This window comes from Mesorhizobium sp. L-2-11 (genome assembly GCF_016756595.1).
Taxonomy (GTDB): domain Bacteria; phylum Pseudomonadota; class Alphaproteobacteria; order Rhizobiales; family Rhizobiaceae; genus Mesorhizobium.
Genome location: NZ_AP023257.1, coordinates 5,882,720 through 5,907,595 on the forward strand (window position 1 = coordinate 5,882,720; position 24,876 = coordinate 5,907,595).

General features: G+C 60.3%; 24 protein-coding genes and 3 pseudogenes. 11 read left to right on the forward strand and 16 right to left on the reverse strand.

Annotated features, from left to right (window positions below):
* Positions 1 to 35 precede the first annotated feature (35 nt).
* From JG739_RS28015 to JG739_RS35590, 3 genes and pseudogenes are all read left to right on the forward strand, one after another.
* Positions 36 to 887: a glycine betaine ABC transporter substrate-binding protein gene (locus tag JG739_RS28015; RefSeq protein ID WP_202367677.1), complete on the forward strand. Its 852-nt coding sequence runs from the start codon at positions 36 to 38 to the stop codon at positions 885 to 887.
* Positions 888 to 990: 103 nt separating this feature from the next.
* On the forward strand, positions 991 to 1,182 hold the full coding sequence (locus JG739_RS35585) for a hypothetical protein (RefSeq protein WP_446720581.1): 192 nt from the start codon (positions 991 to 993) through the stop codon (positions 1,180 to 1,182).
* Positions 1,122 to 1,354 (forward strand): annotated as a pseudogene (locus JG739_RS35590) (proline racemase family protein); the annotation flags it as partial. The gene JG739_RS35585 and the pseudogene JG739_RS35590, both read left to right, overlap by 61 nt.
* A gap of 14 nt (positions 1,355 to 1,368) precedes the next feature.
* Here JG739_RS35590 and JG739_RS28025 read toward each other — a convergent pair.
* The 6 genes and pseudogenes from JG739_RS28025 to JG739_RS28050 form a co-directional block, all read right to left on the reverse strand.
* Positions 1,369 to 1,902, reverse strand: a complete 534-nt coding sequence (locus JG739_RS28025) for a dihydrofolate reductase family protein (protein ID WP_202364350.1) — start codon at positions 1,900 to 1,902, stop codon at positions 1,369 to 1,371.
* A 340-nt stretch (positions 1,903 to 2,242) separates the two neighbouring features.
* A pseudogene (locus tag JG739_RS35595) lies at positions 2,243 to 2,334 on the reverse strand (aldolase); the annotation flags it as partial.
* 273 nt (positions 2,335 to 2,607) lie between these two features.
* The gene (locus JG739_RS28035) at positions 2,608 to 3,579 is read right to left on the reverse strand and encodes an acetylxylan esterase (RefSeq protein WP_202364351.1); all 972 of its coding nucleotides are present in this window, start codon (positions 3,577 to 3,579) and stop codon (positions 2,608 to 2,610) included.
* 215 nt (positions 3,580 to 3,794) lie between these two features.
* The gene (locus JG739_RS28040; protein WP_202364352.1) at positions 3,795 to 4,889 is read right to left on the reverse strand and encodes a polyamine ABC transporter substrate-binding protein; all 1,095 of its coding nucleotides are present in this window, start codon (positions 4,887 to 4,889) and stop codon (positions 3,795 to 3,797) included.
* A 210-nt stretch (positions 4,890 to 5,099) separates the two neighbouring features.
* Positions 5,100 to 7,475: an aminotransferase class III-fold pyridoxal phosphate-dependent enzyme gene (locus JG739_RS28045; protein ID WP_202364353.1), complete on the reverse strand. Its 2,376-nt coding sequence runs from the start codon at positions 7,473 to 7,475 to the stop codon at positions 5,100 to 5,102.
* Between the two features lie 174 nt (positions 7,476 to 7,649).
* Positions 7,650 to 8,573 carry a LysR family transcriptional regulator gene (locus tag JG739_RS28050; RefSeq protein ID WP_202364354.1) on the reverse strand — a complete coding sequence of 308 codons (924 nt, stop codon included), beginning with the start codon at positions 8,571 to 8,573 and terminating at the stop codon, positions 7,650 to 7,652.
* A gap of 377 nt (positions 8,574 to 8,950) precedes the next feature.
* On the opposite strand from JG739_RS28050, the gene JG739_RS28055 reads away from it, so the two are divergent.
* From JG739_RS28055 to ggt, 5 genes and pseudogenes are all read left to right on the forward strand, one after another.
* Positions 8,951 to 9,592, forward strand: a complete 642-nt coding sequence (locus JG739_RS28055) for a GntR family transcriptional regulator (RefSeq protein WP_244749599.1) — start codon at positions 8,951 to 8,953, stop codon at positions 9,590 to 9,592.
* Between the two features lie 106 nt (positions 9,593 to 9,698).
* Positions 9,699 to 10,550 (forward strand): transporter substrate-binding domain-containing protein, encoded by an 852-nt coding sequence (locus JG739_RS28060; RefSeq protein ID WP_202364356.1) that lies wholly within the window; start codon positions 9,699 to 9,701, stop codon positions 10,548 to 10,550.
* Between the two features lie 74 nt (positions 10,551 to 10,624).
* On the forward strand, positions 10,625 to 11,395 hold the full coding sequence (locus tag JG739_RS28065) for an ABC transporter permease (RefSeq protein WP_202364357.1): 771 nt from the start codon (positions 10,625 to 10,627) through the stop codon (positions 11,393 to 11,395).
* Positions 11,335 to 12,027: an ABC transporter permease gene (locus JG739_RS28070; protein WP_202364358.1), complete on the forward strand. Its 693-nt coding sequence runs from the start codon at positions 11,335 to 11,337 to the stop codon at positions 12,025 to 12,027. The genes JG739_RS28065 and JG739_RS28070 overlap by 61 nt, the downstream gene beginning before the upstream one ends.
* 36 nt (positions 12,028 to 12,063) lie before the next feature.
* Positions 12,064 to 13,670: pseudogene (ggt, locus tag JG739_RS28075) on the forward strand (gamma-glutamyltransferase).
* 149 nt (positions 13,671 to 13,819) lie between these two features.
* On the opposite strand, the gene JG739_RS28080 reads toward ggt, so the two are convergent.
* Positions 13,820 to 14,311: a hypothetical protein gene (locus JG739_RS28080; protein ID WP_202364359.1), complete on the reverse strand. Its 492-nt coding sequence runs from the start codon at positions 14,309 to 14,311 to the stop codon at positions 13,820 to 13,822.
* Positions 14,312 to 14,376: 65 nt separating this feature from the next.
* Here JG739_RS28080 and JG739_RS28085 point away from each other — a divergent pair, with 65 nt between their 5' ends.
* Entirely contained in the window at positions 14,377 to 15,360 is a 984-nt protein-coding gene (locus tag JG739_RS28085) for a hydrogen peroxide-inducible genes activator (RefSeq protein ID WP_202364360.1), read from the forward strand.
* A 305-nt stretch (positions 15,361 to 15,665) separates the two neighbouring features.
* On the opposite strand, the gene JG739_RS28090 is transcribed toward JG739_RS28085, so the two are convergent.
* From JG739_RS28090 to JG739_RS28130, 9 genes are all read right to left on the reverse strand, one after another.
* The gene (locus JG739_RS28090) at positions 15,666 to 16,007 is read right to left on the reverse strand and encodes a hypothetical protein (RefSeq protein WP_202364361.1); all 342 of its coding nucleotides are present in this window, start codon (positions 16,005 to 16,007) and stop codon (positions 15,666 to 15,668) included.
* Positions 16,008 to 16,138: 131 nt separating this feature from the next.
* A complete protein-coding gene (locus JG739_RS28095; RefSeq protein ID WP_202364362.1) occupies positions 16,139 to 17,113 on the reverse strand; it encodes a DctP family TRAP transporter solute-binding subunit in 975 nt (324 codons plus the stop codon).
* Positions 17,114 to 17,146: 33 nt separating this feature from the next.
* Positions 17,147 to 18,427: a TRAP transporter large permease subunit gene (locus tag JG739_RS28100; RefSeq protein ID WP_202364363.1), complete on the reverse strand. Its 1,281-nt coding sequence runs from the start codon at positions 18,425 to 18,427 to the stop codon at positions 17,147 to 17,149.
* Positions 18,424 to 18,927, reverse strand: coding sequence for a TRAP transporter small permease (locus JG739_RS28105; protein ID WP_202364364.1), 504 nt, complete (start codon positions 18,925 to 18,927; stop codon positions 18,424 to 18,426). The genes JG739_RS28100 and JG739_RS28105 overlap by 4 nt, the downstream gene beginning before the upstream one ends.
* Positions 18,928 to 19,148: 221 nt before the next feature.
* A complete protein-coding gene (locus JG739_RS28110; RefSeq protein ID WP_240547428.1) occupies positions 19,149 to 20,168 on the reverse strand; it encodes a LacI family DNA-binding transcriptional regulator in 1,020 nt (339 codons plus the stop codon).
* A gap of 102 nt (positions 20,169 to 20,270) precedes the next feature.
* Positions 20,271 to 20,603, reverse strand: a complete 333-nt coding sequence (locus JG739_RS28115; RefSeq protein ID WP_202364365.1) for a hypothetical protein — start codon at positions 20,601 to 20,603, stop codon at positions 20,271 to 20,273.
* Positions 20,600 to 21,487, reverse strand: a complete 888-nt coding sequence (locus JG739_RS28120) for an NAD(P)-dependent oxidoreductase (protein ID WP_202364366.1) — start codon at positions 21,485 to 21,487, stop codon at positions 20,600 to 20,602. Before JG739_RS28120 ends, JG739_RS28115 begins: the two co-directional genes overlap by 4 nt.
* Positions 21,472 to 22,020, reverse strand: coding sequence for a gluconokinase (locus JG739_RS28125; protein WP_202367678.1), 549 nt, complete (start codon positions 22,018 to 22,020; stop codon positions 21,472 to 21,474). The genes JG739_RS28120 and JG739_RS28125 overlap by 16 nt, the downstream gene beginning before the upstream one ends.
* On the reverse strand, positions 21,989 to 22,762 hold the full coding sequence (locus tag JG739_RS28130; RefSeq protein WP_244749601.1) for an SDR family oxidoreductase: 774 nt from the start codon (positions 22,760 to 22,762) through the stop codon (positions 21,989 to 21,991). The genes JG739_RS28125 and JG739_RS28130 overlap by 32 nt, the downstream gene beginning before the upstream one ends.
* Before the next feature lie 94 nt (positions 22,763 to 22,856).
* Here JG739_RS28130 and JG739_RS28135 point away from each other — a divergent pair, with 94 nt between their 5' ends.
* Together JG739_RS28135 and JG739_RS28140 are read left to right on the forward strand one after the other, a co-directional pair.
* A complete protein-coding gene (locus JG739_RS28135; RefSeq protein WP_202364368.1) occupies positions 22,857 to 23,804 on the forward strand; it encodes a 2-hydroxyacid dehydrogenase in 948 nt (315 codons plus the stop codon).
* Positions 23,805 to 23,811: 7 nt separating this feature from the next.
* Positions 23,812 to 24,852: an L-idonate 5-dehydrogenase gene (locus JG739_RS28140; RefSeq protein WP_202364369.1), complete on the forward strand. Its 1,041-nt coding sequence runs from the start codon at positions 23,812 to 23,814 to the stop codon at positions 24,850 to 24,852.
* Positions 24,853 to 24,876: the final 24 nt, after the last annotated feature.

Consider the following 24,876-nt stretch of genomic DNA (forward strand, 5'->3'; position numbering starts at 1 on the left):
GAATGAAAATGGGAACGAAACAGGGAGTAAGTAAAATGAAAACGTTGTGGAAAGCGCTCTGCGCTGTCGCGATGGTCGGTATGACTATGTTGCCCGCTCACGCGCAGGAAAAGACCATTACCATGGGTACGATGTCCTGGGAGGACCTCACCCCCATCACCGGTATCACCAAAAAGGTACTCGAAGATGCCGGCTACACCGTGAAGGTGACCGAGTTCTCTGAGTGGGGCATTGCCTACGCCGCGCTCAGCAAGGGCGACGTCCAGATCCTCGCTTCGCAGACCGACTACGTCGCTCATGACTACTGGGACAAGAACAAGAGCCGGCTGGAGAAAATCTCTCCGGTCTCTCACGGCCTTTTCCAGGGCGTCGCCGTGCCGAAATACGTGACGATTGATTCCATGGACCAGTTGAATGACAACGCCGATAAGTTCGGCGGCAAGATCGTCGGCATCGAGCCGGGTTCCGGTCTGATGCGCGACACAGCCAACTCGGTCAAGGAATACGATCTCAAGCTACAGCTCATCGAGGGCAGCACCGCCGCGATGACGGCTGCTCTCAAGTCGGCCGTCGACCGTCAGGAATGGATCGCAGTCACCATCTGGGAGCCCTCCTGGATGATGCAGAAATACGACGTCAAATTCCTCAAGGACCCCATGGGCATTTTTCCGCCGCCGCAGAGCTACTACTGGATCGGCCAGGAGGGTTTCTCTGCGGAGAACCCACACGCCCGCGAAGTCATCGCCAGCGTCTACGTTCCGCTCGCCGACATCACGGCGATCAACGCCGCTGTCAACGAGGGCAAGTCGATGGACGAGGCCGTGGCTGCGTGGATCGAAGCCCATGCCGATCTGCTGAAGCGCTGGGAGAACATCAAGAGCTATTAGTTGGCGAAGGGTGGGTTCGTCCAAGTCGGCGACCCGCCCGGATCTTTTGAAAACAGGGAAAGCCAGCGTCAGGCCGGCCCACGGGAACGCAAGGAGCACTGCGATGAATGACTCCAACGAGGTGTTGATCGACTGCCAGTCCGTGTGGAAGATCTTCGGCGGTCGCGCTTCGGCAGCCGTCAAGGCTATCTCCGAACGGGGTCTGTCCAAGAAGCAGGTGCTGCAGGAGTTCGACTGCGTGGCGAGCGACGTAAAATATTCGTTCGCGATCATGACTGGATCCGCCAGGCGCTGATGTTTGAACCCCGCGGGCACGACATCATGTCCGGGGCGATCATCTATCCGGCATACCATCCGGACTGCGATTTCGCTGTGATCTTCATCGAAGTCAGCGGCTGCCGCCGATGTGCGGCGCCGCCATGCGCGACACAGGAACGGCAGCTTTCGACCTCAAAGCGGGCCTGGTCGGCGTGGTCTGTAATCAGGCAGGAACGTAGGTCAACCTGACGACTTCCCCGCCGATTCGCTCGCTGGCCACAAGGCGGAGCGGTGGCCGAGAGCCGGCGAAGAAGGGCTTGCCACGACCAAGCACCACGGCGTGAAGGTAGAGGCGGTATTCGTCGATCAGACCCATTTCGGTCAGGCTTTGCGCCAACTCTGGTCCGGAAGCGGAAATCTCTCCTGTTAGCTTGGCCTTTAGCCTGCGTATCACTACCTCGACGTCATCCTCGATAAGCGTGGCATTGGGACCGACCGACTTCAACGAGCGCGATACAACCCATTTCGGCTGGCGCCGCCACGCCGCCGCGAACTCGTGTTGCTCCGTACTCCACTCAGGACGGTCTTCGTCCCAATCGCGCATGGCCTCGTACATGCGGCGACCGTACACACTGCCGGTCAGGTCGCGCACGTGCTCTATCCAGTGACGAAAGAGCGCGGAACTTGGCGCAGGTAGTTCCTGGTGGTCGACATAGCCGTCGAGGGACTGGTTCATTCCGAATACGATCTTCGCCATGCTGCAAAATCTCGCCGCCGTGTCAGGTAAACAAGACGAACGATAGCCAAGCGCCCCGACACATGCCCGAAAACTTTTTCTTGTGGGGGTCGTTACCCGGTCCTTGTCGCAAAATTCCCGACTTTTGAATCGGTTCGCGACTGATATTTGCGACGTCGCAAAACCGGATGTCCTGCGAATGCAGCGGGGAGCGGGATCGAGGGCTTCCGCGTCTTCAGAAACGGCAAAGTCCGACCTTAAGCGGAAGCTCGTTGGTCCCCGGCCGAATTCACGCCCATGACCCCAACCCGGACCTTCCCGTCTCTCGGGGCAAGGTCACGAAAGGATTGGATTTAGCCTTCAGCCCGGTTCCCGTCGGCGTCATCAGCCAACCATCATCCAGTCTGACCGAGATGTTGCCCGACGATCCGAACGTCGGTCCTCGATCAACATCGACTTTCCAAGCCGAGCAACTTTCTCGCGGAGTGTGGTCCTCGGTCACGAAGCATTCCAAAAGCATCGCGGTCTAAGGGCCGCCGGTTTCTGAACCCGGAAGACAATGGACCGTGGATTTATGGATTGGCCGGCCACGCGTTGAGCTGAATGCACGAAACTCAACGCTGATGGTCTCAACATCGATGGGGGCGACCAACTTCGCCAACCTGTAATCAGCCAGAGCTTTACGCGTGGGACAGCGGCCACAATCCAGCGCTGGACCGCTTAACATCAGCTGACACCGAACAGCCCGCTGAGCCACGCCATCTGTTCGCGCTCTTGGTAGCCTTGCCCGCCTTCATGGTTGTTGAATTCGTATTCTACCATGGTCTTATGGCCCGCGTAGGCATTGAATGCGCCATAAACAGTAGAGGGCGGGCAGACCTCATCCATCAGGGCTACCGAAAACAGCGCCGCCGCCTTGCACTGACGGGCGAAGTTGACGCAGTCGAAATAGTTGAGTGTTTCAAAGACTTTCGCCTTCTTTTCGCGATGCTGCGCCAAAAAACGGACGATTTCCAAATAGGGATCGCGCAGGGCAGTCTGCACAGCACGCGGAAAGTCGCACAGAAATGGCACGTCAGGCATTACCGCCTTGACACGCGGGTCTATGCCGCCAACGGCAAGCGATATACCGCCGCCCTGACTGTCACCGCAGACCGCGATGCGTTCGGAATCGATGAAGTCCTGCCCTACGAGCGCATCAATCGCCCGCACACTGTCGGTGAACAGGCGTCGGTAATAGTAGTCACTCTTATCCAGTACGCCGCGCGTCATAAAGCCGGGAATGGACGAGGTCGAGCCGACCGGATCGGCGGTCTCACCGACGCTCCAGGTGCTTCCCTGCCCACGTGTATCCATCCGGAAATATGCAAACCCTGACGCCGCCCAATGCAGCTGCTCATGTGCCAAGCCGCGGCCGCCGCCATAGCCGATATACTGGACGACGACGGGCAGGCGCCCCTGGCGGTGCGTGGGCAAGATCAGCCATCCCTTGATCGGATGACCGCCAAATCCCGGAAAGGTGACGTCGAAGGACTGCACCGCCTTGAGCGTTGTCTGCACCGGCACGATGCTGACCTCACCGTCGGCCTGGCGGGCCTCGGCGATGGTCGACGTCCAAAACCGGGCAAAGTCGTCCGGCATGGCGACACTGCTGACGTAAGCGCCCAATTCGGGCTGGATCAAATCCAAGGCCGGCATTGTTCCTCCAAGGTTGAATCAGAAGCAAAGCCGGTGATCGACATGGATGGCTCCGCATTCGGATCCGCCCTAGGCCATCGATCTGTGCAGTACCGGTCCACGAGGTCTCACCATGTCCCCTTCGCTATTCTTCTATGCATTGCTATCGCGCGGCGGCAGATTTTCACCCCGAAGCGCCGATCGAAATATGGGGCGGTGTCCGCCCCATATCCCGTTCAGTTGCCCGTCTTGATCCGCGTCCAGAGGCGGGTGAGTACGCGCTGCTCCTTGTGCTCGTAGGGATAAATCGTGAACAGCTTTTCGAGCGTTTCCTCGGTTGGATAGACGGAGGGGTTCTTGAGCACCGCCTCGTCGAGGAATTTCTGGGAGGCCAAATTGCCGTTGGCCGTTTGCACATAGTTGGATGACTTGGCGATGACTTCCGGCTTCATCAGGTAATTGATGAACGCGTGCGCCTCATCGACATGCTTGGCATCCGCCGGAATGGCAAGATTGTCGAACCACATATAGGTGCCTTCCTTCGGGATCAGATAGTTGATCTTGACCCCGTTCTTGGCTTCCTCGGCGCGGTTCTTCGCTTGCAGTATGTCGCCCGACCAGCCGATGGTGATGCAGATGTCACCATTGGCGAGACCTTCGATATAGGCCGAGGAATTGAAGGTGCGGACATAGCCGCGGATCTTCGCGTAAACGTCACCGCCAGCCTCGAGGTCCTCTGTTTTCTTGCTGTCGCCATCCTTGCCGAGAAAGTTCATGGCGATGGCGAAGGTTTCGTCGGGGGCATCGACGATGTTGACGCCGCAGCTTTCCAGTTTGGCCGCATTCTCCGGTTTGAGAAGCACGTCCCAGCTATCGATCGGCACGTCGCCGAGCTTGGCTTTCACCTTGTCGACATTGTAGCCGATGCCGGTGGTGCCCCACATATAGTTGACGGCATGTTCGTTGCCGGGATCGTACTTCGCCAGCAGGGTCATGACTTCGGGCCACATGTTCTTGAGGTTCGGCAGCTTGGACTTGTCGAGCTTCTGGAACACGCCGGCCTGAATCTGGCGGGCCAGGAATGGTCCGGCGGGAACCACCACGTCATAGCCGGACCCGCCGGTAAGCAGCTTGGTTTCGAGAATTTCATTCGAATCGAAGGTGTCGTAGACGACCTTGATGCCGGTCTCCTTTGTGAAATCCTCAAGGATGGAACTGTCGATATAGTCAGACCAGTTGTAGACGTTGACGACCTTGTCCTGCGCCAACGAGACGCCTGTGGAAAACAAGACGGCCGTCATCGTGACAGCCAGTCGTAGTTGTTTCTTCATGAAGATTCTCCCGTTTGCTCCCGCTTGCCATTCTGCCGGCAGGCTAGGTGTTCCGCTCTCGAGGTCCAGGAGAGCATCATTGACCGGCCGATCGTCGCCACTGCCTAAAGGCCAGCTTGACACCAGCTACCACTCTTCTTCCTTGCCCAGGTGAAGTCGGCCAAGGCCCTTCGGCCCAAAAGATCATTCCAGGTGAATCGCCGGCAGGGTTCATTGCTGCATTCTCAAGCTGCGGTCGAAAGCGCTGACGAAAATGTCGACTTCGTTTCGCGACCAGATCAATGGTGGGCGGAGCTTGAGGGTGTTGGGCGTGCCTTTCCCTATGAGGATGTTTCGGGCAAGCATGTCTTCAACAAGCCGCTCGGTTTGCGTCACAGCCGGTTCTTTTGTGAGACGATCGGTCACCAGTTCCACGCCGGTCATCATTCCAAGTCCGCGTACGTCGCCGATGATGGCGTGCCTTTCAGCCAGGCGCCTAAGCTCCTGGCGCAGATAATCTCCGACGGCGGCGCTCCGCTTGATCAGGTCTTCTCGCTCAATGACGTCCAGCACGGCCATGCCGGCCGCGCATGCGACGGTGTTGCCGCCGAAGGTGCTGAACAACAGCGGGTAGGTGCCATTGAGGAACCGCTTCATGAGCGCCGAGCTGAGAATAACAACGCCGAGAGGGTGGCCGTTTGCCACCGGTTTGCCCATCGTTATGAAGTCGACATATTCGTCCTTGAGCCCGTTTGCTCTGAACCCCCAAAAGGTTCCCATGCGGCCACAACCGGCTTGTACCTCGTCCGCTATGACGAATCCGCCCGCCGAACGAATTTTTTCCGCAATGAGATTGAAATAGTTTTCTGGCGCCCGCAGAACCCCGCTCGAACATAGCGCCGTGTCGACTATAAATGCCGCCGGCCTATGGCCCCTTTCGCGCAGGGTGGCGATCGCCCTGTCGGCGTCGGCCGCATACTTTGCTGCTGCTTGCGGGTCGTTGGCAAAAGCGCCCCTGTACATATCCGGGGCCATCAGGGTTTCAATCCGCCTGGGATGCTCGTCAGGGGGAAGGTGACGCCAGCTTTCATTGGAGAGCGCCGTCGTCAGTTCGGTGCAGCCGTGGTAGGCCCGGTCGATGATCAAGCCGCCATCGTGCCGGCTGAGCGACATGGCTATCTGCATCGCCAGGTCGTTGGCTTCGCTGCCCGAGTTGACGAAGATGCAGGTGTCGAGGTGGTCAGGCAGGTCGGCCGTCAGGCGCGCTGCGTATTCGACCGCTACGTCGCACATATACCGCGTATTGGTGTTCAGCGCGCTAGCCTGGCGGTAGATCGCTTTCGCCACATGCGGATGGCAATGACCGATCTGAGGGACGTTGTTGTAAACATCCAGATAGGCGGTGCCGTCGGCGGCATACATCCAGGCTGCGCGAGCCCGCGTGATGTGCAGCGGCTTGTCGTAGAAATGCCATATCGGTCCGAGGTGAGCTTCGCGCTCACGCCTGAGCGCGTCATAGTCATTTGCGAGAAGCTCGCCATCGATGCTGATGGCGCCATACACCGGAAACCGGCATGCCTGACGAAGCCTGCGGATCGCCTGTGCGCGACCCTGACGGCTCAGCAACTCCATCATTCGAGGATAATGGCTGGCGTCCTCGATGTGCGGGATGGCGGTTTCTTCCGTGGCTTCCCTCGCCTCCACGATGACAGTGGCCATCGCGAGGCGCAGGAGCATCGCATCGTAAATGAGATCGATCTCATTTTCTTCGAGCGGGTATGTTGAATCGAAACCTGACGTCACGTCGCAAAGGTAGGCGACCGGATCGTCATCGAATTTTGAGAATGTCTCGGAGGCGGTCGCGATCTCCGCGACAATGGAATTGTAGCCCATATCGCCAAAATCGATGATGCCCACCGGCGATGTACTGTCGTTCGGATCGACAAGGACATTGCCGCCATGCGAATCCTGATGCACGACTTGGCGGCGCGTCTTTAACAATTGGGGAAGGGTAAAGCGCTCGGCGCGCTCGAATATCTCCTCGCACAATTGCCGAAGCCTGGCGTCAGAGATCTTTGCTATCTGCGGGCGCAAGGCCAGGGCACGTGAAATGTCCCAGAAGTGCACATTGCTGCCTGCGTATGGATGAAAAAAATCGCGCAGCGCGTAGGCAAGTCGCCCTACTATCGCTCCTATGTTAAACCGAGTACGGGCGGAAAACGCTTCCTCAACCTGCTCCATGACCTTTCCCGGAAGGAAAGTAAGCACACGCACCATGTGCCGGGAGCCGCGCTCGTCCTCGATCCATTCATAGGGGGCGCCCGCGAGGGAGGGAACAACGCGAGGTACCGAAAGGGCCGGATCGCGCTCGAAGATATGCTTCAGGGCTTTGACCTGCATATCCACGACGCCTTCAGGTTCACTTACATTCGATATCTTGACGACGACATCGCGACCATCGGTGCTCTCGATGCGCCAGGATAGATCGCGCTCGGAAGTCAGTTGCTTGTATGTCCCCTCGATTCCGTAGCGACTTGCGACCACGCGTCTTGTCGTTTCCAGCGAAAAACCGGGAAGGTTGCGAAGCAGCAGAGCATCTGTGCTCATTCCATACCCCTGAAGCCAAGATCAGAACGCTCGACCCGGCGGCCAAATCGCTGCTGCACATTTGGCAGGGAAGTCCGCAGGCAACATTCTGCCCTGCGCATCGCCAGCCGTGTCAGAGCCTAGACCTCTGCCGGCGCGGCAAGAATATCATTCAGAGAACCGATACATTGATTTTTACAAATGCATCCGGTGCGCGTTGATGATCGCGTCGCGCACATAGGCGACGTTGGCGGCCTGTTCGCCTGCACGCGTGGCGACCTCGATGTCGGCGAAATAGGCTTCATCGGCCAGGGGAAGTCGGCGCAGCCGCCCCTGCTGTTCGAACGAGTTCGCAAAATGGATGGGCAGGACCCCGAGGTAGGCGCCTGACAGGACCATCAAGAGCTGCGCCTCGATATCGAAGGCTACGCGGTTTGCGGCTGAGTTGTCGAAGCGGTGGCGCCGGATACCATACCAATAGCCTCTGTGGACCCATGGATGGCGGTCGCATTCCGCACTTGTGATCTCTTCCTCCTTTCGCTGAAACAAGGGATGCGCCGATCCGCAAAATACCGCGTGCTCTTCACGGTAGATGATGTGGTATCTCACGCTCGCGACCTTGATGTCGGAACCGCCTATGCCAATGTCTATGTCGTTTTCCGCCACCGCCTTTGTTATGTCATTCGGCCGCATGATCTTGAGATTCAACTCGATTTCGGGTGCGGTTTCGGAAAGGTCGGCAATCGCGTCGGAAATCAGGAAACTCGGGTCGGTCGCCATGCAGTCGACAATGCCGATGCCCACCTTTCCCGCCAAAGCGCTTCTGAGGCACGAGAGGCGGGCCGAGTTGGAGTCCAGCATCCCGCTGATTTCCGTGCAGATTTCGTAAACCCGGCGCCCTTCTTCCGTGAGCGAAAAGCCGCGGCGCCCCCGTTCACATAACTTCACGCCAAGCCGCTGTTCAAGCGCGGTCAGATGGTTGGAGACTGTAGGCTGGCTTAGCGACAGTTCCATCTGCGCTGCAGATATGCCGCCATTGCGGACCACGCTTTCAAAGACACGAAACAGGTGGAGATCGGACCCCGATATCTTCATGACTGCAGATTGCACCAAATGCATTGGATGGCAAATTCCTGGAGACGTTCGCGGGCGATGCAGCTTGGGCGCAAACTGTCATTTCCAGACGGAGCCCGGATCGAGCCGGCTTGCTGATTAAGGATGCCGGTGCCTCTCGCAAGCGTACCGGACAGGCGCAATAGCGCAGTGGCCGCCGCTTACGAAGATTCTTAGGTCCCACCAATACTGGCGCACATTGCGCCGAAGCCGGCCGGCCGCCCTCGCTGTCGTGCCCTCCTGAAGACGGGGCCGTCCGACCGTTCTCGTTTTTTGGAGCGCCGTCTGCCGGGGTCATTGACGTTGCACCGGCTCTTGATTAGATACGTGGATACAAAAATACACAGGACCGCATGCCAGCCTCCATTTCGACAGAGTCACGCATGTCCGCCACCGCAGAAGAGGAGGCCTACAGGCACCTTCAGCGAGCCGTTCGCCTCGGGCGCTACCGACCAGGCGAGCGGCTCATTCCCGAGGAGATTGCGGCCGAAATCGGCATGAGCCGCATGCCGGTGCGCGAAGCCTTTCGGCGTCTGGCTTCTGACGGGCTGGTAGTTCTGCGGCCCAATCGGGGATGTGTCGTCGCCGGCCTGACCGTTGATGAACTTTATGAGATTTTCGAGATACGTTCCGTTCTGGAAGGACTCGCGGTCAGACTGGCGATGCCACGGATCGACGAGGAGGAACTCGAAGATCTCGAGCGCTTGCTCGATCGCATGGAGCGCGCGAGCCAGAGCGGCAGCAGTGACTGGGTAGTCCGCCATCAGGAATTCCATGGCCGGATATGTGCACTGAGCCAGAGGCCCAAGCTCATCCACCAGATTTCGGCCCTGCACGCGGTAATCGAGCCCTACATGCGCATCTGGTTCGACTATGTCGAAAAACCGCTCACCGCGCGAGAAGAGCATGCCGCGGTGATCGCAGCATTGCGATCGGGCGACGCTGGCCAAGCGGAACAGGTTATGCAGGAGCATATCCTCGGCACAGCGCCGATGCTGGCCGAGTTCGTGACTCCGAGCCGGTGAACCAACACCGGTTGGACAGGAATGGCCTCGATCCGGCGACGAGACCGGGCGCAGGTCGCGAGAACGCCAGATCAGTCAGATCGGCGTTATGATAAGGGGAAGCAAAATGAAAATTCGTCGTTTGGCCGCGATAGCGACCGCATTCGGCATGCTCGGCTTCATTCACACCGCACTGGCACAAGAGGCGCCCAAGGCGATAACCATCGCAAGCGAGGGTGCCTACGCTCCCTGGAACTTCACCACCGCCGACGGCAAGCTCGACGGTTTCGAGATCGAACTCGCCAACAATCTATGCGCCCGGATGAAGGTCGAATGCACGTTCATCGCCCAGGACTGGGACGGACTGATTCCTTCGCTGACAGTCGGCAAATTCGACGTGATCATGGCCGGCATGTTCATAACGCCGAAGCGGCTCGAGGTCATGGACTTCACACAGCCCTATGCGGTCGATCCGGGCGGTTTCGCGGTCGCGAAGGACAGCGAATTCGGCAAGCTCGGTCTTTCGACGGAGAAGTTCGACATGGGGGACGAGGCCGCATCGAGGGCCGCGATCGAGAGGCTGAAGCCACTTCTCAAGGACAAGGTGGTCGGCGTCCAGGCGGCGACGACCATGCTCGAGTTCCTGAAGAAATACTTTGCCGACACCGTGGAAATTCGCGAGTACAAGACAACCGAGCAGCATGACCTCGACCTGGCGGCCGGCCGCATTGATGCGCTGTTCGCACAGCAGACAGCACTCGCCGCGACGCTAGCAAAGCCTGAATTCTCCGATTTCACACTTGCCGGGCCAGGCTTCGTCGGTGGCCTGTTCGGCTTCGGAACCGGCGCGGGATTGCGCAAGGAAGACGCCAAGCTGAAGGAGATGCTGAACGCGGCGATCGACGGCGCAATCGCCGACGGCACCATCAAGCGCCTCTCGGAAAAATGGCTGAAGGCGGATGTGACGCCGGTCAAGTAGGCGCGAGCGGACCTGCATGGCGAAACGGCGCGAGCCGTTTACGCCAGGCAGCGCGCTGAAAGGCTTCGGTTGATATGATGGATATCACGCATATTTTCGCCCTGGCGGAGGGCGGCTGGGGCGGCGCCCTGCTCATCGCATCCGGTATTACGCTTTCGTTGTCGGCCCTTGGCTTTCTCCTCGGCGCCGTCTTCGGCGCGCTGGCGGCAGGTGGCAAGCTCTCGTCGCGCAGCATCCCATTTTGGCTCGCGAACGCCTACAGCACGGTGTTTCGAGGGGTGCCCGATCTCCTGACGATCTACTTGCTGTACTACGGCGGCAGCATCGCCCTCACGCAACTCGGCGAATTCTTCGGCAACGCCGGCTTCATCGGACTGCCGACTTTTGCAACCGGCGTCCTGGCTCTCGGTATCATATCGGGCGCCTATCAGGGCGAGGTCTATCGCGGCGCCTATCACGCCGTGGATCGCGGCCAGTTCGAAGCGGGCAAGGCGCTCGGCCTGTCCCGTTTTCAATCCCTGCGCCTCATCATCGTGCCGCAATTGATGCGCCATGCACTGCCGGGGCTCGGAAATGTCTGGCAGCTGGTGCTCAAGGATTCCGCACTGATCTCAGTGATCGGCCTCGTCGAACTGATGCGACAAGCGCAGATCGGCGCCGGATCTACACGAGAACCCTTTGTCTTCTACATAGCGGCGGCCATGCTCTATTTCGTGATTGCGGCAATGACCGCCTCGGTTTTCCGCTACAGCGAGGCCCGGGCCCGGCGGGGCATGGTTCGCACGTGTTTGACCTTACCTTTTTTCTTGAGATCGTTCCCGCCCTGCTCGCAGGCCTGCCGATGACCCTCCAGCTTGCGGCGTCCTCGATCAGCATCGGCTTCGTCATGGCGCTGCTGCTCGCGCTTGCGCAGCAGGGAAATAACCCGGTCCTGGTCTTGCCCATCCGCGCTTTCGTTGCGGTCTTTCGCGGCACGCCTCTTCTCGTGCAAATCTTCCTGATCTACTATGGCCTCGGCCAATTCCGTCCCTCGCTCCAGGCGATCGGACTCTGGTGGCTGTTTCGCGAGCCCTATTGGTGCGCCATCCTCGCGCTCAGCCTCAATACCGCGGCCTACGGTAGCGAGATCCTGCGCGGCGCGATACAGGGCGTGCCCCGCGGCCTGATCGAGGCAGCCTTCAGCTTCGGCATGTCACGGCTGCTCACCTTGCGCCTCGTCATCCTGCCCCTGGCCCTTCGCCAGGCGATCCCGAGCTACAGCAACGAGATCATCCTCATGATCAAGGGCACATCGCTTGCGTCGATCATCACACTGATGGAGGTCACCGGCATCGCGCAGGGACTCATTTCGCAAACCTATCGCGCCGTCGAGGTCTTCGTGGCCGCCGGCGCGATCTATCTCACGCTCAATTTCACCATCATCTCGGCACTGAACGCGCTGGAAACGTGGCTCACACCCTACCGAGCGCGGACCTGAGACATGCCTGCGGCAAGCACGAAGAGAATGAACGAAATGCGCAACTTCGAGAAGCCGACGCGATCTGCCGCCGTTTCGATCAATGCGATGGCGGCGACCTCGCACCCTTCCGCCACCCTCACTGCACTGCGGATCATGGAAGCGGGCGGTAATGCCATGGATGCGGCCATTGCCGCCTGCGCGGTGCAGTGCGTCGTCGAACCGGGCTCGACCGGCATCGGTGGCGACTGTTTCGCACTTTACGCGCCCAATGGTTCCGACAGAGTCATCGCCTAAGAGTCATCGCCTATAACGGGTCCGGCCGCACGCCCGCGGCCCTCACTGCCGACTGGTTCGATATGCAAGGACTGACGGAGGTGCCACGCCAGTCGCCTGCGGCAGTAACCATTCCCGGGGCGATCGACGCGTGGACACGCCTCCACGCCGATCACGGCCAGCTTCCCTTTGCCGACGTACTTGCGCCCGCGATCCGGTTCGCCGAGGAGGGTTACGCGATCGCCCCACGCGTTCACCGCGACTGGTCCCTCGAACAAGAACTGCTCGCGGCCGACGCGACCGCCGCTCGAATCTTCCTTCCCGGCGGACGGGCGCCAAGGATCGGCGAGGTTCACCGCCAGCCGGAGCTTGCGGAAACCCTAAAAAGCATTGCTGCCGGGGGACGCGGTGCATTCTACAAGGGGCCGGTCGCCGAGGACATGGTGTCCTATCTGAATTCGCTTGGCGGTCTGCACACGCTGGAAGACTTCGCGAATGCGCGCGGCGAATATGTGATCCCGGTGACCACTGATTTTCGTGGCTACACGATTCATGAGTGTCCACCGAACGGCCAAGGGGTCATCGCTCTCCTGATCCTCAACATCCTGAGCCGCTTCGGCGCCAAAGGGGATCCACAGTCGCCCGACCGGCTGCATGTCGAAATCGAGGCAACGCGCCTTGCCTATGCCGCCCGCGACGCCTGGATCGCCGATCCGGAGAAGGCGGATGTCCCGGTTGATCACTTGCTGTCCGACGAACTGGCCGACAGGCTTGCGGGAAGGATCGACCTGACAAAGGCGCTGACCGACCTACCACCCTTCGAAATGCCGCTTCATCGTGACACCGTCTATATCTCGGTCGTCGACCGAGATCGAAATGCGGCAAGCTTCATCAACTCTATCTTCGACAGTTTCGGCGCCGGCCTCATCCCACCTCGCTCGGGCGTCATCCTGCACAATCGCGGCCAGAGCTTCTCCCTCAGGGTCGGCCACCCCAACAGGATCGGGCCATCGAAACGGCCGCTTCACACCATCATCCCCGGCATGGTGACCCGCAACGGCAGGGTGGAGATGCCGTTCGGCGTGATGGGCGGCTACTATCAGGCGCTAGGCCATGCCCATCTGATCTCAAAGGTCCTCGACTACGGCATGGACCTCCAGGAGGCGATCGATTTGCCGCGCGTGACGCCGACCTCCCACGGGACCACAGTGGAGTCAGAGCACACGATTGACGGCTCGACCAAAGCCGAGCTCGAACGGCGAGGCTTCACCTTCTCTCCGGCACAGGATCCGATCGGCGGCGCACAAGCGATCCGCATTGATTGGGAGAACGGCACTCTTACCGGTGCATCGGAACCAAGAAAAGACGGCGTTGCGCTCGGAGTCTAACCCCCGCAATGACGGAGTTGCCTCAGGCTGCCAGGAGGGAAACGGGGCCGGTCGATCCGGCCCCGCCCGCCTGCTGCCGCAACCTGAGGAGGTTCTCGTCCCAGATCAGTTTGGCGAATAAGGCAGCGACGAGTGATGCAGGACGATCTTCAGCTGACCGTCACCCATACGTTCAATTCCAAAAGAGTATTCAACCTTGGTCTCGGAGCCGTCCGTCTCGTGAAATAGTAGTTGCCCATCGACATGGCACTATCGCTGTCGACGATCGTGCCTTCATTTTCCCAGCGCACCTTGGTGTAGGGCGCAATCGCAAATCCCTTGTCTTCGCTCACGGTTCCGGTGACGAAATATGACAATGCTTCCTCGAAAGTGCTGCGGAACTGGTCTTCGTTTGCAAGGGTGGGCTTGAACAGAACTTCTTCCTCTCCGTAGGCATAGAATTTCTTGAGATGCTCCTCGGCAGCAGCTCTGTAGTCGCCGCCATCAGTGAAGACCTGGCCGATGTCGACAATACCCTCGCCCCAGGCTTTCTGAAGCGCTACGACTTCGTCCGCCGTAACCGGGGTCATTGCCTTGGCTTGCGCGGATCCCACGGCCATCAGGGCAATTACGCTGGCTGACATCGCTATCTTGTTGAGCATTCTGTTTTCTCCGTTTGCTACACGGGCGTCGCCGCCCACGGGGCTAAGTTGGTGACCGGAGATCGATGAACCAATGGCAATTTTCTGTTGAATCGATAGCTTGCATCTATCAATCAAGGAACATCAGCATGCGCCCCACGTTCCGCCAGCTTCAGTATTTTGTGGCGGTCGCCAATCAATCCGCATTTGGCGCAGCCGCTCAGGATCTGGCCGTCAGCCAGCCCAGCTTGTCCAAACAGCTCGCGACCATGGAGGCAGAACTTGGCATCGCCCTGTTCGAGCGCACCTCCCGGCGCGTGCAGCTCACGCCGCTGGGTGAAATCCTTTTGCCCAGAGCGCGCGCGATCTTGCGGGATCTGGAAGAGTTCCGCAGCTTGGCCAGAAACGCCGATGGCAAGCTGAACCTGCGCCTCAATATGCTGCCATCGGTCGGGGCCTACTACATGCCATTGGCAACCCGCCGACTGCATGCGTCTTTCCCGGATCTCAGGCTTGCCGTTCAGGAGGGAGCAACGCGCGATTTGCTGAACCATTTGCGTGAGGGGCGGCTGGATGCGGTTATCGGTTCCCCGACGGCAAGCCCCGAGTTTCACACCCGCCCGTTGTTCACTGAAACTCTGTGGATCTGTGCGGCGGCCGATGATCCGCTCTCATCGTCAGATGGCCCCGTGACGCTCGCCGATCTTGCCGCGAAGCCGCTTCTGTCTCTGAGCCCGGGATACCGGCTCACCGAAATCGTCGAGCGACTTGCCGCATTGGCGGGAACGCAGGTCAGCCGGGACTATCAGGGCGCGAGCCTTGACGCGGTTCGCCAAATGGCCGTCATGGGCGCCGGGGTGGCGGTGTTACCATCGCTTTATGCTTTGGGAGAGGCGATCCGGGACCCGGATTTCATCCTGCGCCGTCTTGATCATCCAGAAGCGCGACATGAGATCGCCCTTCATTGGCGTCGTACCTCACCCATGAATTCGGCTTTCGAGAAGCTGACCACCGCTCTTGTGGCGGTCAAGGAGGAAATCCGGGCAGCCCGCGCAGAGCAGTTTCCCTAGACCCCTTTGCCTTGAGTGATTGCCTTCTGTACCTGCTGGTGAGCGCCGGGACCGGCCGTCGCTCCGAAAACCAAAACCATTGTCTCAACAAGGGGCTGTCGGTTTCCGCATCCAGGCCGCCCAGCAGGCGGAGATTGCCATCAGCTGTGCTGTTCTCAACCGCATGCTAGCCCGTGCACGACGGAGTGCGTTCGTTGCACGGAAAGCAGGGCGTATCCGGCGACATCGAAGACCTCACTGCGCCTTCGGCAATCCGCGCGCCAACGGCGGTCGCCGTCGAACCGGCCCCGAGATCGCGGCACCGATCAACCGGATGCCGCGAGGAAATTGGCCAGTCTCAGCGAAACGAGATGGTAGTGGCGACCTTCATACATCGGCATGATGGCCTCGTGCGCGGACTTTGCCAGTTCCCTCTCCGGCGAGGCCATGGCTTCTTCGATCGCTTCGATTGAGGGATAGTCTATTTCCAGGACCAGAAATATCTCCGGCGCGTCTGCGTCGCGCCGAACGGGCTTATACAAGCGAACATCCTGCACGCGCGGCAGCCTTTGCCAGATCGGCAGCAGCCGCTCTTCGACGGCCGAGAAGAACGCATCCTCCTGTCCTTCCAGGATCTTTCCTTCGAACAAAGCGGTCCTGGTAAACATCGGCTGGTTCATTCCCTGCCCGAAGGGGCTGTGGACAAGACGAAGCGTAGGCCGTCGCCTGCCGAATGACGGGCGGAATGCCCACCCGTCAATGTCGCGCATGCGGGGAATGACTGCCCGCAGGCAGCCAATCATTTCACCGCCTGGACCGCCTTGACCAGTTCGTCGCCATTGGCCGCCACGTAGCTGTCCCAGGTCGGTTTAGCGGCTTCCTGGAACGCTGCCTTGTCGACGTCGCGGTTGATCTCCAGTCCGGCAGCGGCGAGTTCGCCGAGGATGCTCTCCTGCTTCTCGATGCTGAGCTTACGCTGCATGGCAGTCGCCTCGGCCGCCACCTCCATGACCACCTTCTGCTGTTCGGGCGTGAGCGTGTTGAACTTGTCTAAATTCATGGCCAGCGCCAGGGCCGAATAGGCATGTTCGGTCAGCGAGAGGTATTTCTGCACCTCGTAGAACTTGAACGAGTAGGTGATGTTGACCGGATGCTCCTGCGCATCGACAACGCCGGTTTCCAGCGCGGTGTAGAGTTCGGCCACGGGGAGCTGCTGCGGATTGGCCTTCAGCAGTGCAAAGAGTTCGTTGAGCGCCACCGAATTGTTGGTGCGCATCCGGAGCCCTGCGATATCTGCTGGCGTCCGGATGGGATGCGTGTTGTTGGTGACATTGCGGTAGCCGTTTTCGGGATAGGCAAGGCCTTTCATGCCGAACCGCTCGAACTCGGCCAAGCCTCCGCGACCGACCTCGCCGTCGAGCACCTTGTAGGCGTGCTCGCGGTTCTGAAACATAAAGGGAAGCTCAAGGCCGCCCAACTTCGGCATCATGCCGGTAAAATTGTTGAGGCCGGACATGACGATGTCGATCACGCCCGACCGCGCCCCGGTGATCATCTGCTGGTCGTTGCCAAGCTGGCCCTGCGGAAAAATTTTCACCGTGACTTCCCCGCCGGTACGCTTGGCCACCTCGTCGGCGAAGAAAGTGGCCAGGTTCTGCTGCAGATCCGTATCCGGCGCGGCATGGGCGAATTTCAATTCGACGCCGGCGACAGCGGCCGAAACGCTTGCGGCCAGCATCGCCAGCGCGGCTATTCCCGTTCTAAATTTCTGCATATTCGCGACTCCTCCTTGGTTGCAATGATCGAACTATCCGGTGAACCATCTCATCGGAACAATGATGAGGTCCGGGAACAGGATGAATAGGGCAAGCAGCGCGATGTAGACGGCAATGAAGGGCGCGACGCCGCGTATCGCCATTTCGAAACGCACCTTGCCGACGCCGCAAACGACGTTAAGCACCGTCCCGACAGGAGGGGTGATCAGGCCGATCGACGTGTTGATGACGAACATCAGACCAAAATAGACGGGATCGATTCCGGCGAGCTTGATCACCGGCATCAGCAGCGGCACGAGAATCAAGATCGTCGGAGTGAGGTCCATCACCATGCCGACGAGCAGGACCAGCACCATGATGGCGAGCATCAGCAGACGCGGGCTGTCGATCAGCGGCTCGAGTAAGGTTGCCACCTGCTGCGGAAGCTGCGCGACGGTGATCAGCCACGACGCCACCATGGCGCAACCGACGAGGAACATGACCATGGCGGTGGCGCGCGCCGAACGCAGCAGGATCTTGTAGAAGGCCGGCAGCGAGAGTTCGCGATAGATCAGAGCCGACACGGCGATGGCATAGACGGCGGCGACGACGGCGGCCTCCGTCGGGGTGAATATGCCAGTCTTTATGCCGCCAATGATGATGACCGGAAGCAGCAGCGCCCAAGCGCCTTCGCGCAACGCGACGAGGCGGTCCCCGGCCGAAGCCTCCTGGGGCGTTTCGATCGCTTCGCCGCGGACGATGAACCACCAGGTCGCAACGAGCGCGGCTCCCATCATGAGGCCCGGTGCAATGCCGCCGAGAAATAGCTTCGAAATCGAAATGTTGCCCGCCACACCGATGATGATGAGCGGCAGCGATGGCGGAATAACAGGGGCGATGATGCCGCCCGAAGCCAGCAGCCCGACCGAATATTTTTCGGGATAGTGCGCGTTCCGCATCATCGGAAGCAGAATGGCGACGAGCGCGGCAGCGTCGGCCACTGCCGAACCCGACAGGCCGGCCAGGACCACCGCTGTTATGATCGCGACGTAGCCGAGTCCACCCTTGCGGTGACCGACCAGCGACATGGCCAGTCGGACGATCCGCCGCGAAAGGCCGCCGACCGACATGGTTTCGCCTGCGACGAGAAAGAAGGGAATCGCGATCAGCGCGAAATTATCAACGCCGTTGACGAGTGACTGCGCCAGAATATCCGAGCTGAACAGGTCCATATGGACCATGAGGGCGATAGCACTCAACAGCAGCGCGAACGCCACCGGCACGCCGATCAGGATCGCCCCGATTAGCACGAACAGGAAGAGGAAGAGCGTCATACCGGGTCACTCCCGGCAGGGGCGCCGCCCGCGGGCGGGAGCCGACGGAATACTCTCACCAACGCCACCGCCGCCATCAGCACGCCGCCGACTGCTCCGGCGAGATAGACCGCGCCGACGGGAATGCCGCTCATCGGTTGCGGATTGGCCCAGTTAGCCATCGCCTGCCGGTAACTGCCCAACGCAAGCATTGCGCAGCAGAGCATGATCACCACCGAGGTCAGAACCGTGACTATCCGGCGGAGCCCGGCCGGCAGCGCCTCAAGCATGGTCGTAAGCTGCAGGTGATCGTCGTCGCGCAAGCAGGCAACGGCGCCCAGCATAACGATCCAGACGAAGAGGAAGCGGGACAGTTCGACCGACCCCAGGATGCCGCTGGCGAAGCCGTAGCGAAGCACGACATTGGCGAAGACGATAACAATCATGGCAAGCATCGACAGCGCCATGACGGCATCCATCAGCCTGAAACCGCCATCAAAAAAGCGACGCAAACGGTCCATTCACGCTATCTCCTCCCATAGGACAGCCACCAGCCGCCGAATGCTATGTTATCGATAACATCAAGTCAACAGGGAATCGACCTTCGACGACTCGCCCGATCGCATAACTGTTTGGCGCCAGAAGCATGGTCTCGAACTGAAACCGATTGCTGGAAGCAATGCCGGTTAGCTGGGGCGGGCGGAGGATTCCGGTCTGCCGCGGCCATTCTTCCGGCAAGGCGCTAAGTCGTCTGGCGCGCAATGATCTTGGGGGTGATTCTCGTCACCATACGGACATCGGTGGATTCAGGATTGGAAAGCAAGCTTAATACGGTATCGGCCGCATGGGTGCCGATCGCCTTTGCGCTCGCATCGATCGTCGTGATCGCCGGAACGGCATGCTCAGCGAGGTCGTAAGCTCCGAACCCGCCAATAGCGATGTCTTCGGGAACCCGGATGCCCTTCCGCTGGCACTCGGTCAGCGCACCAAATGCCGAGAGGTCGGAAACGCACATCACGGCCTGCGTGTCAGGCCAGCGCGCGATCATCTCGCGCATGGATGCCGCGCCTTCGCGCATGGTGATGGGCGGCGGTCCGGACGCGATCAACCGGCTCGAATCCAGTCCTCGGGCCTTGACTGCTTCGAGAAAGCCGCGCCGACGGTCGAGGCCGCGCGTGTCGCGGGACGTGTCGCCGCCTATGAATCCCAGCCTTGTGTAGCCGCGCTCGACGAAATGATCGACCATCAGCTTCGCCGCTTCGGCATTCGAGAATCCGACCACATGGCCGATTGGCTTCGCCGGCAAATCCCAGGTTTCCACCACCGGGACGCCTGAATGTTCGAGCAGCTTTCGGCATCGGTCGGTATGGGTTCCGCCCGTCACCACGATCGCTTCGGGACGGCGGCGCAGAAACTGCTCGATGAGCCGTTCCTCCTCGTCGACGCTGTAGTCGGTATAGCCGAGGAGAATTTCGAGGCCGCTGCCGCGCAACCGCTGGGACATGCCTCGCAAGGTATCGGCGAAGTTGGCATTGTTGATGGAAGGGATCGTCACCGCCACGAAGCCAGTCTTGCGCGACGAGAGGTTGGCGGCAGTGCTGTCGAGGACATAGCCCAACTCATCCGCCGCCTTAAGGATTCTCTCCCGCGTTTCCTTGCCTACCGAGGCATCGCGTTTGAAGGCGCGCGAAACCGTCATGGACGATACGTTCGCCAGTCGCGCAACATCCAACATCGTGGGGGTCTTGTTGTTGCCTGCCATGACTGCCCGACGTTATCGATATCAGAAATCTAGGCACAAGCCGGGCAAATGTCTACTGCACGTGCTACGCCTTATGGAAGCTCTGATCACGCATTCGACCCATCAGATAACGAAGCTTTGCGCCGCCGTCACATGGTGATGGATGCGGCCGTCGAAAAACAGCCCCACCAGTTCGCCCGTCTTGTCCCGAGATTTGAAACGGGCCGCACAGCCCATCGCGCGCTCGAGAGCGGCCCGATCGGGATAAGTGATCGCCAGGATCAGCGGAAACTCTGGTGCGCCATCGTCGCGCTCCTCTCCGAACATCACCCGGACCTCCTGTGCGCCCTCGAATGTCGTCCAAAGCGGAACGAGTTCATCGTTGACAAAAGCCCGAAACGCTTCCGTTTGCCCGTCCTTCACAGAACCCTCGAACAGCGCGTAGCGCGTAATCATGCAGCATCTCCTTTTGCTGGACCTTCAAAGAATTTCATCAGCGCGGCGTTATCGGCGCCGCCGAGGCCGGCCGAGGTCAGCAGGCGATGGATTTCGGCGCAGAGCGAGGTCAGGGGCATGGCAGTGCCGGTGTGGCGAGCGAGATCCTGCACACCCTCGAGGTCCTTAACCATGTTGTCGATTCGGCCGGTGGGCGAGAAATCCTTGCGCGCCATCTTGCCCATGAATTCTTGCAGGATGGCACTGTCGGCGCGGCCCCCCTTCAGCGCCCCGGGAATGGCGGCAGCATCCACGCCAGCATCGAGCGCAAGCTGCGTCGCTTCTGCAACCGCCATGAAGTTCAGCGCGCACAAGACCTGGTTGATGAGTTTGGTGGTCTGCCCGGCGCCGCTTGGTCCCATATAGGTGAAATTGGCGCACAGGTGCCGCATCACCGCGCGGGCCTCCTCGAAATCGTTTCGCTCGCCGCCGGCCATTACGGCGAGCTGGCCGATCAGCGCCTTTGGCGCACCGCCGGAGAGCGGACAATCCAACCAGCGCAGCCCCTTTGCAGCGGCCTCCACGGCGAGAGACCGGGTCGAATCCGGATCGATCGACGACATATCGATAATCATCGTCCCAGGCGCAGCCCCCGCAGCGACCCCCTCTGCTCCGAAAATGGCGGCGCGCACTATTTTAGCCGAGTTCAGGCTGGTGATTACGAAGTCGGCACTAGCCGCGGCCGCGGCTGCCGACTGCGCGGGTTTCGCACCCTTCGCGGCAAGCGCTGCCAATTTCTGCTTGTCGAGGTCGAATGCGTGGAGTTCATTTCCGGTCTCCAGCAGCCGAGTCCCGATTGCGCTGCCCATCACGCCGGCGCCGATCAATGCTACCCTGTTGGCCATGAGCCGTTCTCTCCAATTTGCGAGGCGATCCGCGCTACGATTTCGTCGGTCGATGCATCGATCCCGATAGACTCCGCATCTTCATCTGCGCCAGGTGGTTCCAGCGTCGCGAACTGACTTTCAAGCAGGCTCAAAGGCATGAAATGCCCGGAGCGCGCAGCCATGCGTCGTTCGATGAGTTCGCGGCTTCCGGCCAGATGGATGAAGAGGACAGGCTCCCCGGCTGCTTCGCGGATCACATCGCGATAGACGCGCCGTAACGCCGAGCAGCCGCAGACAACAATACCTTTCTGGGCTGCAATCTCGGCTCCGATCCGCCGCAGCCACGGCCAGCGATCCGCATCCGTCAAGGGTTCGCCACGGCTCATCTTGGCGATGTTTTCCCGCGGATGAAAGTTGTCGCCATCGAAATAGATGCCACCGAGCCCGGGCGCGAGCGCTTCGCCGACAGTGGAGTTGCCGCATCCGGCCACGCCCATCACCACGAACAGCCGAGGTCGCTCAGAGCGATGCAGTGATGCCGCCGTCGACATATAGAATGTGTCCATTGACGAAGCTCGATGCTGCCGAGGAGAGGAAGATGCAGGCGCCGACGAGTTCATCGACTTTTCCCCACCGTCCCGCAGGGGTCCGCCTTTGCAGCCAATCGCTGAAAGCCGGATCGTCGACGAGCGCTTTGTTGAGCGGCGTGTCGAAATAGCCGGGCGCAATCGCGTTGATCTGGAGTCCGTATTTTGCCCAGTCCGTGGCCATGCCCTTGGTGAGGTTGCCGACCGCGCCTTTGGTCGCCGTATAGGGGGCGATCGACGGGCGCGCCAAGGCGGTCTGCACCGAGGCGATGTTGATGATCTTGCCCGCACCGCGCCGGATCATGTGGCGCGCCACGGCCTGGCCGACATTGAAGACGCTTGAGATGTTCGTTCGAAGGAGCTGCTCGAACGCATCGGGCTCAAACTCCTCCAGCGGCGCGCGATGCTGCATGCCGGCATTGTTGACCAGGATATCGATCGGGCCGGTCCTCGCCTCGAATTTGTCAACCGCCTCACGCGCCACACCGTGGTCGGTGACATCAAATACAAGTTGGTGGACGACCGCGCCGGCGGACGCAAGCGACGCCGCGGCGGCTTCAAGCTTGTGCGCATCCCTGCCGTTGAGGATGACGGCCGCCCCGGCGTCACAAAGTCCGCGCGCTAAGGCCAGTCCTATTCCCTGCGAGGAACCGGTGATGAGCGCGGTCTTCCCGTTCAGGTCAAACAGCGGGTTCGTAGCTGGCACGATTGGGCCTCCCTCTTTTCTTCTCGACACTGCTGGCATTGTTTGTATATGTTATCGATAACACATACAAGCATGGCACGGAGCATTCTTCAAAATGAGCAAAGTGGCGATCCTGCAGGTCGGACCCTACCCGGCATGGGACGAAGGCCCGCTGGGCGAAAAATTCACCCTGCATCGCTATTTCGAGGTTAGCGACACGGCGGCGTTTCTGAAAGCCCATGGCCCTGATATCAGGGGGATCGCGACGCGCGGCGAACTCGGGGCGGACAAGGCTATGATCGAAGCGCTGCCGAAACTCGAAATCATTTCCGTCTACGGTGTCGGCTTCGACGCGGTCGATCTCGCCACGGCTCGCGAGCGCGGCATCCGGGTCACCAACACGCCGGACGTGCTAACCAAGGACGTCGCCGACCTTGGCGTGGCGATGATGCTCGCACAGGCGCGCGGCATGACTGGCGCTGAGAGCTGGGTGCGCGGCGGCGACTGGGCTTCGCGCGGGCTCTATCCGCTGAAGAACCGAGTTCACGAAAAGCGGGCTGGTGTTCTCGGTCTGGGGCGGATCGGCTTCGAGGTGGCGAAGCGGCTCGCCGGCTTCGACATGGACATCGCCTATAGCGACGTGGAACCCAAGAGCTACGCGCCTGACTGGACATTCATCGCTGACCCCGTGGCGCTCGCGGAGCATTCCGACTTCCTTTTCGTTACGCTCGCCGCTTCAGCGGCGACGCGTCACATCGTCGGTAAGCAGGTCATCAACGCGCTCGGGCCCGACGGCATGCTGATCAACATTTCGCGCGCCTCCAACATCGATGAGGAGGCGCTGCTCGACGCGCTCGAGAATGGCAGGCTCGGCTCAGCTGCGCTGGACGTGTTTGAAGGGGAACCGAAGATCAATCCGCGCTTCCTGGAACTCGACAACGTTCTGCTGCAACCGCATCACGCCTCAGGAACCGTAGAAACGCGCAAGGCGATGGGAAAGCTCGTCTATGACAACCTCGTGGCTCATTTCGAAGGCCGCGATCTGCTGACGCCCGTTTTGTGAGGTCCCAATGAAAGCCGTCGTCATCCACCAGGCCAAGGATCTGCGCATCGAGGAATGCGAGGTCGAGGAACCCGGCCGCGGCCAAGTCCAGATCAGGCTGGCAACGGGCGGCGTCTGCGGCTCCGACCTGCACTACTACAATCATGGGGGATTCGGCGCAGTGCGGCTCAAGGAGCCGATGATCCTCGGTCATGAGGTTTCGGGACGAATCACGAGGTTGGGAGAGGGCGTGCAGGGCCTGTCGGTTGGCGATCTCGTCGCAGTTTCGCCGTCGCGTCCTTGCCGCTCGTGCCGCTTCTGCAGCGAGGGCCTGTACAATCAGTGCCTGCACATGCGCTTTTACGGATCTGCAATGCCGTACCCGCACATACAGGGCGCGTTTCGCGAAGTACTGATGGCCGACGCATTACAGTGCATCCAGGCTGACGGGCTGGGTGCCGGCGAGGCGGCGATGGCGGAGCCGCTTTCCGTGACGCTGCATGCGACACGGCGGGCCGGCGAAATGCTCGGCAAGCGCGTTCTGGTGACCGGCTGCGGGCCGATCGGGGCGCTGGCCATTCTCGCTGCGCGGCGCGCGGGAGCGGTGGAAATCGTGGTGACGGATCTGGCGCAATTCCCGCTCGACCTCGCACACAAGATCGGCGCCGACCGCACGATCAACATGAAGGACGAGCCGGATGGACTCGCCGGCTACGCCAGCGACAGAGGCTACTTCGACGTTTTCTACGAGTGTTCGGGAGCTCAGCAGGCGCTGACCGCCGGCATTGGCGCTCTGCGTCCGCGCGGGATCATCGTCCAGCTCGGACTGGGCGGCGACATGACGCTGCCGATGATGCAGATCACGGCGAAAGAACTTGAACTGCGCGGCTCTTTCCGTTTTCACGAAGAATTCCCGGTGGCGGTGCGGCTGATGCAGTCCGGCCTGATCGACGTCAAGCCGCTGATAACCCACACGCTGCCGCTCGCCCGGGCCGAAGAAGCCTTTCAGATCGCAAGTGATCGTGGCCAGGCGATGAAAGCCCAGATCGCCTTCGACGCGGCGGCTTGAGGCCGGAGGCATCGCCCCCTTGTA

What these genes read in the sequence shown, in the direction of transcription:
- JG739_RS28015 (WP_202367677.1), top strand. Translation starts at nt 36, where the DNA reads ATGAAAACGTTGTGGAAAGCGCTCTGCGCTGTCGCGATGGTCGGTATG.
- JG739_RS35585 (WP_446720581.1), top strand. Translation starts at nt 991, where the DNA reads ATGAATGACTCCAACGAGGTGTTGATCGACTGCCAGTCCGTGTGGAAG.
- JG739_RS28035 (WP_202364351.1), bottom strand. Translation starts at nt 3,579, where the DNA reads ATGCCGGCCTTGGATTTGATCCAGCCCGAATTGGGCGCTTACGTCAGC.
- JG739_RS28065 (WP_202364357.1), top strand. Translation starts at nt 10,625, where the DNA reads ATGATGGATATCACGCATATTTTCGCCCTGGCGGAGGGCGGCTGGGGC.
- JG739_RS28060 (WP_202364356.1), top strand. Translation starts at nt 9,699, where the DNA reads ATGAAAATTCGTCGTTTGGCCGCGATAGCGACCGCATTCGGCATGCTC.
- JG739_RS28140 (WP_202364369.1), top strand. Translation starts at nt 23,812, where the DNA reads ATGAAAGCCGTCGTCATCCACCAGGCCAAGGATCTGCGCATCGAGGAA.
- JG739_RS28090 (WP_202364361.1), bottom strand. Translation starts at nt 16,007, where the DNA reads ATGTTTACCAGGACCGCTTTGTTCGAAGGAAAGATCCTGGAAGGACAG.
- JG739_RS28125 (WP_202367678.1), bottom strand. Translation starts at nt 22,020, where the DNA reads ATGTCGACGGCGGCATCACTGCATCGCTCTGAGCGACCTCGGCTGTTC.
- JG739_RS28050 (WP_202364354.1), bottom strand. Translation starts at nt 8,573, where the DNA reads ATGCATTTGGTGCAATCTGCAGTCATGAAGATATCGGGGTCCGATCTC.
- JG739_RS28040 (WP_202364352.1), bottom strand. Translation starts at nt 4,889, where the DNA reads ATGAAGAAACAACTACGACTGGCTGTCACGATGACGGCCGTCTTGTTT.
- JG739_RS28105 (WP_202364364.1), bottom strand. Translation starts at nt 18,927, where the DNA reads ATGGACCGTTTGCGTCGCTTTTTTGATGGCGGTTTCAGGCTGATGGAT.
- JG739_RS28025 (WP_202364350.1), bottom strand. Translation starts at nt 1,902, where the DNA reads ATGGCGAAGATCGTATTCGGAATGAACCAGTCCCTCGACGGCTATGTC.
- JG739_RS28100 (WP_202364363.1), bottom strand. Translation starts at nt 18,427, where the DNA reads ATGACGCTCTTCCTCTTCCTGTTCGTGCTAATCGGGGCGATCCTGATC.
- JG739_RS28045 (WP_202364353.1), bottom strand. Translation starts at nt 7,475, where the DNA reads ATGAGCACAGATGCTCTGCTGCTTCGCAACCTTCCCGGTTTTTCGCTG.
- JG739_RS28095 (WP_202364362.1), bottom strand. Translation starts at nt 17,113, where the DNA reads ATGCAGAAATTTAGAACGGGAATAGCCGCGCTGGCGATGCTGGCCGCA.
- JG739_RS28110 (WP_240547428.1), bottom strand. Translation starts at nt 20,168, where the DNA reads ATGGCAGGCAACAACAAGACCCCCACGATGTTGGATGTTGCGCGACTG.
- JG739_RS28085 (WP_202364360.1), top strand. Translation starts at nt 14,377, where the DNA reads ATGAACCAATGGCAATTTTCTGTTGAATCGATAGCTTGCATCTATCAA.
- JG739_RS28080 (WP_202364359.1), bottom strand. Translation starts at nt 14,311, where the DNA reads ATGCTCAACAAGATAGCGATGTCAGCCAGCGTAATTGCCCTGATGGCC.
- JG739_RS28120 (WP_202364366.1), bottom strand. Translation starts at nt 21,487, where the DNA reads ATGGCCAACAGGGTAGCATTGATCGGCGCCGGCGTGATGGGCAGCGCA.
- JG739_RS28055 (WP_244749599.1), top strand. Translation starts at nt 8,951, where the DNA reads ATGTCCGCCACCGCAGAAGAGGAGGCCTACAGGCACCTTCAGCGAGCC.
- JG739_RS28135 (WP_202364368.1), top strand. Translation starts at nt 22,857, where the DNA reads ATGAGCAAAGTGGCGATCCTGCAGGTCGGACCCTACCCGGCATGGGAC.
- JG739_RS28115 (WP_202364365.1), bottom strand. Translation starts at nt 20,603, where the DNA reads ATGATTACGCGCTACGCGCTGTTCGAGGGTTCTGTGAAGGACGGGCAA.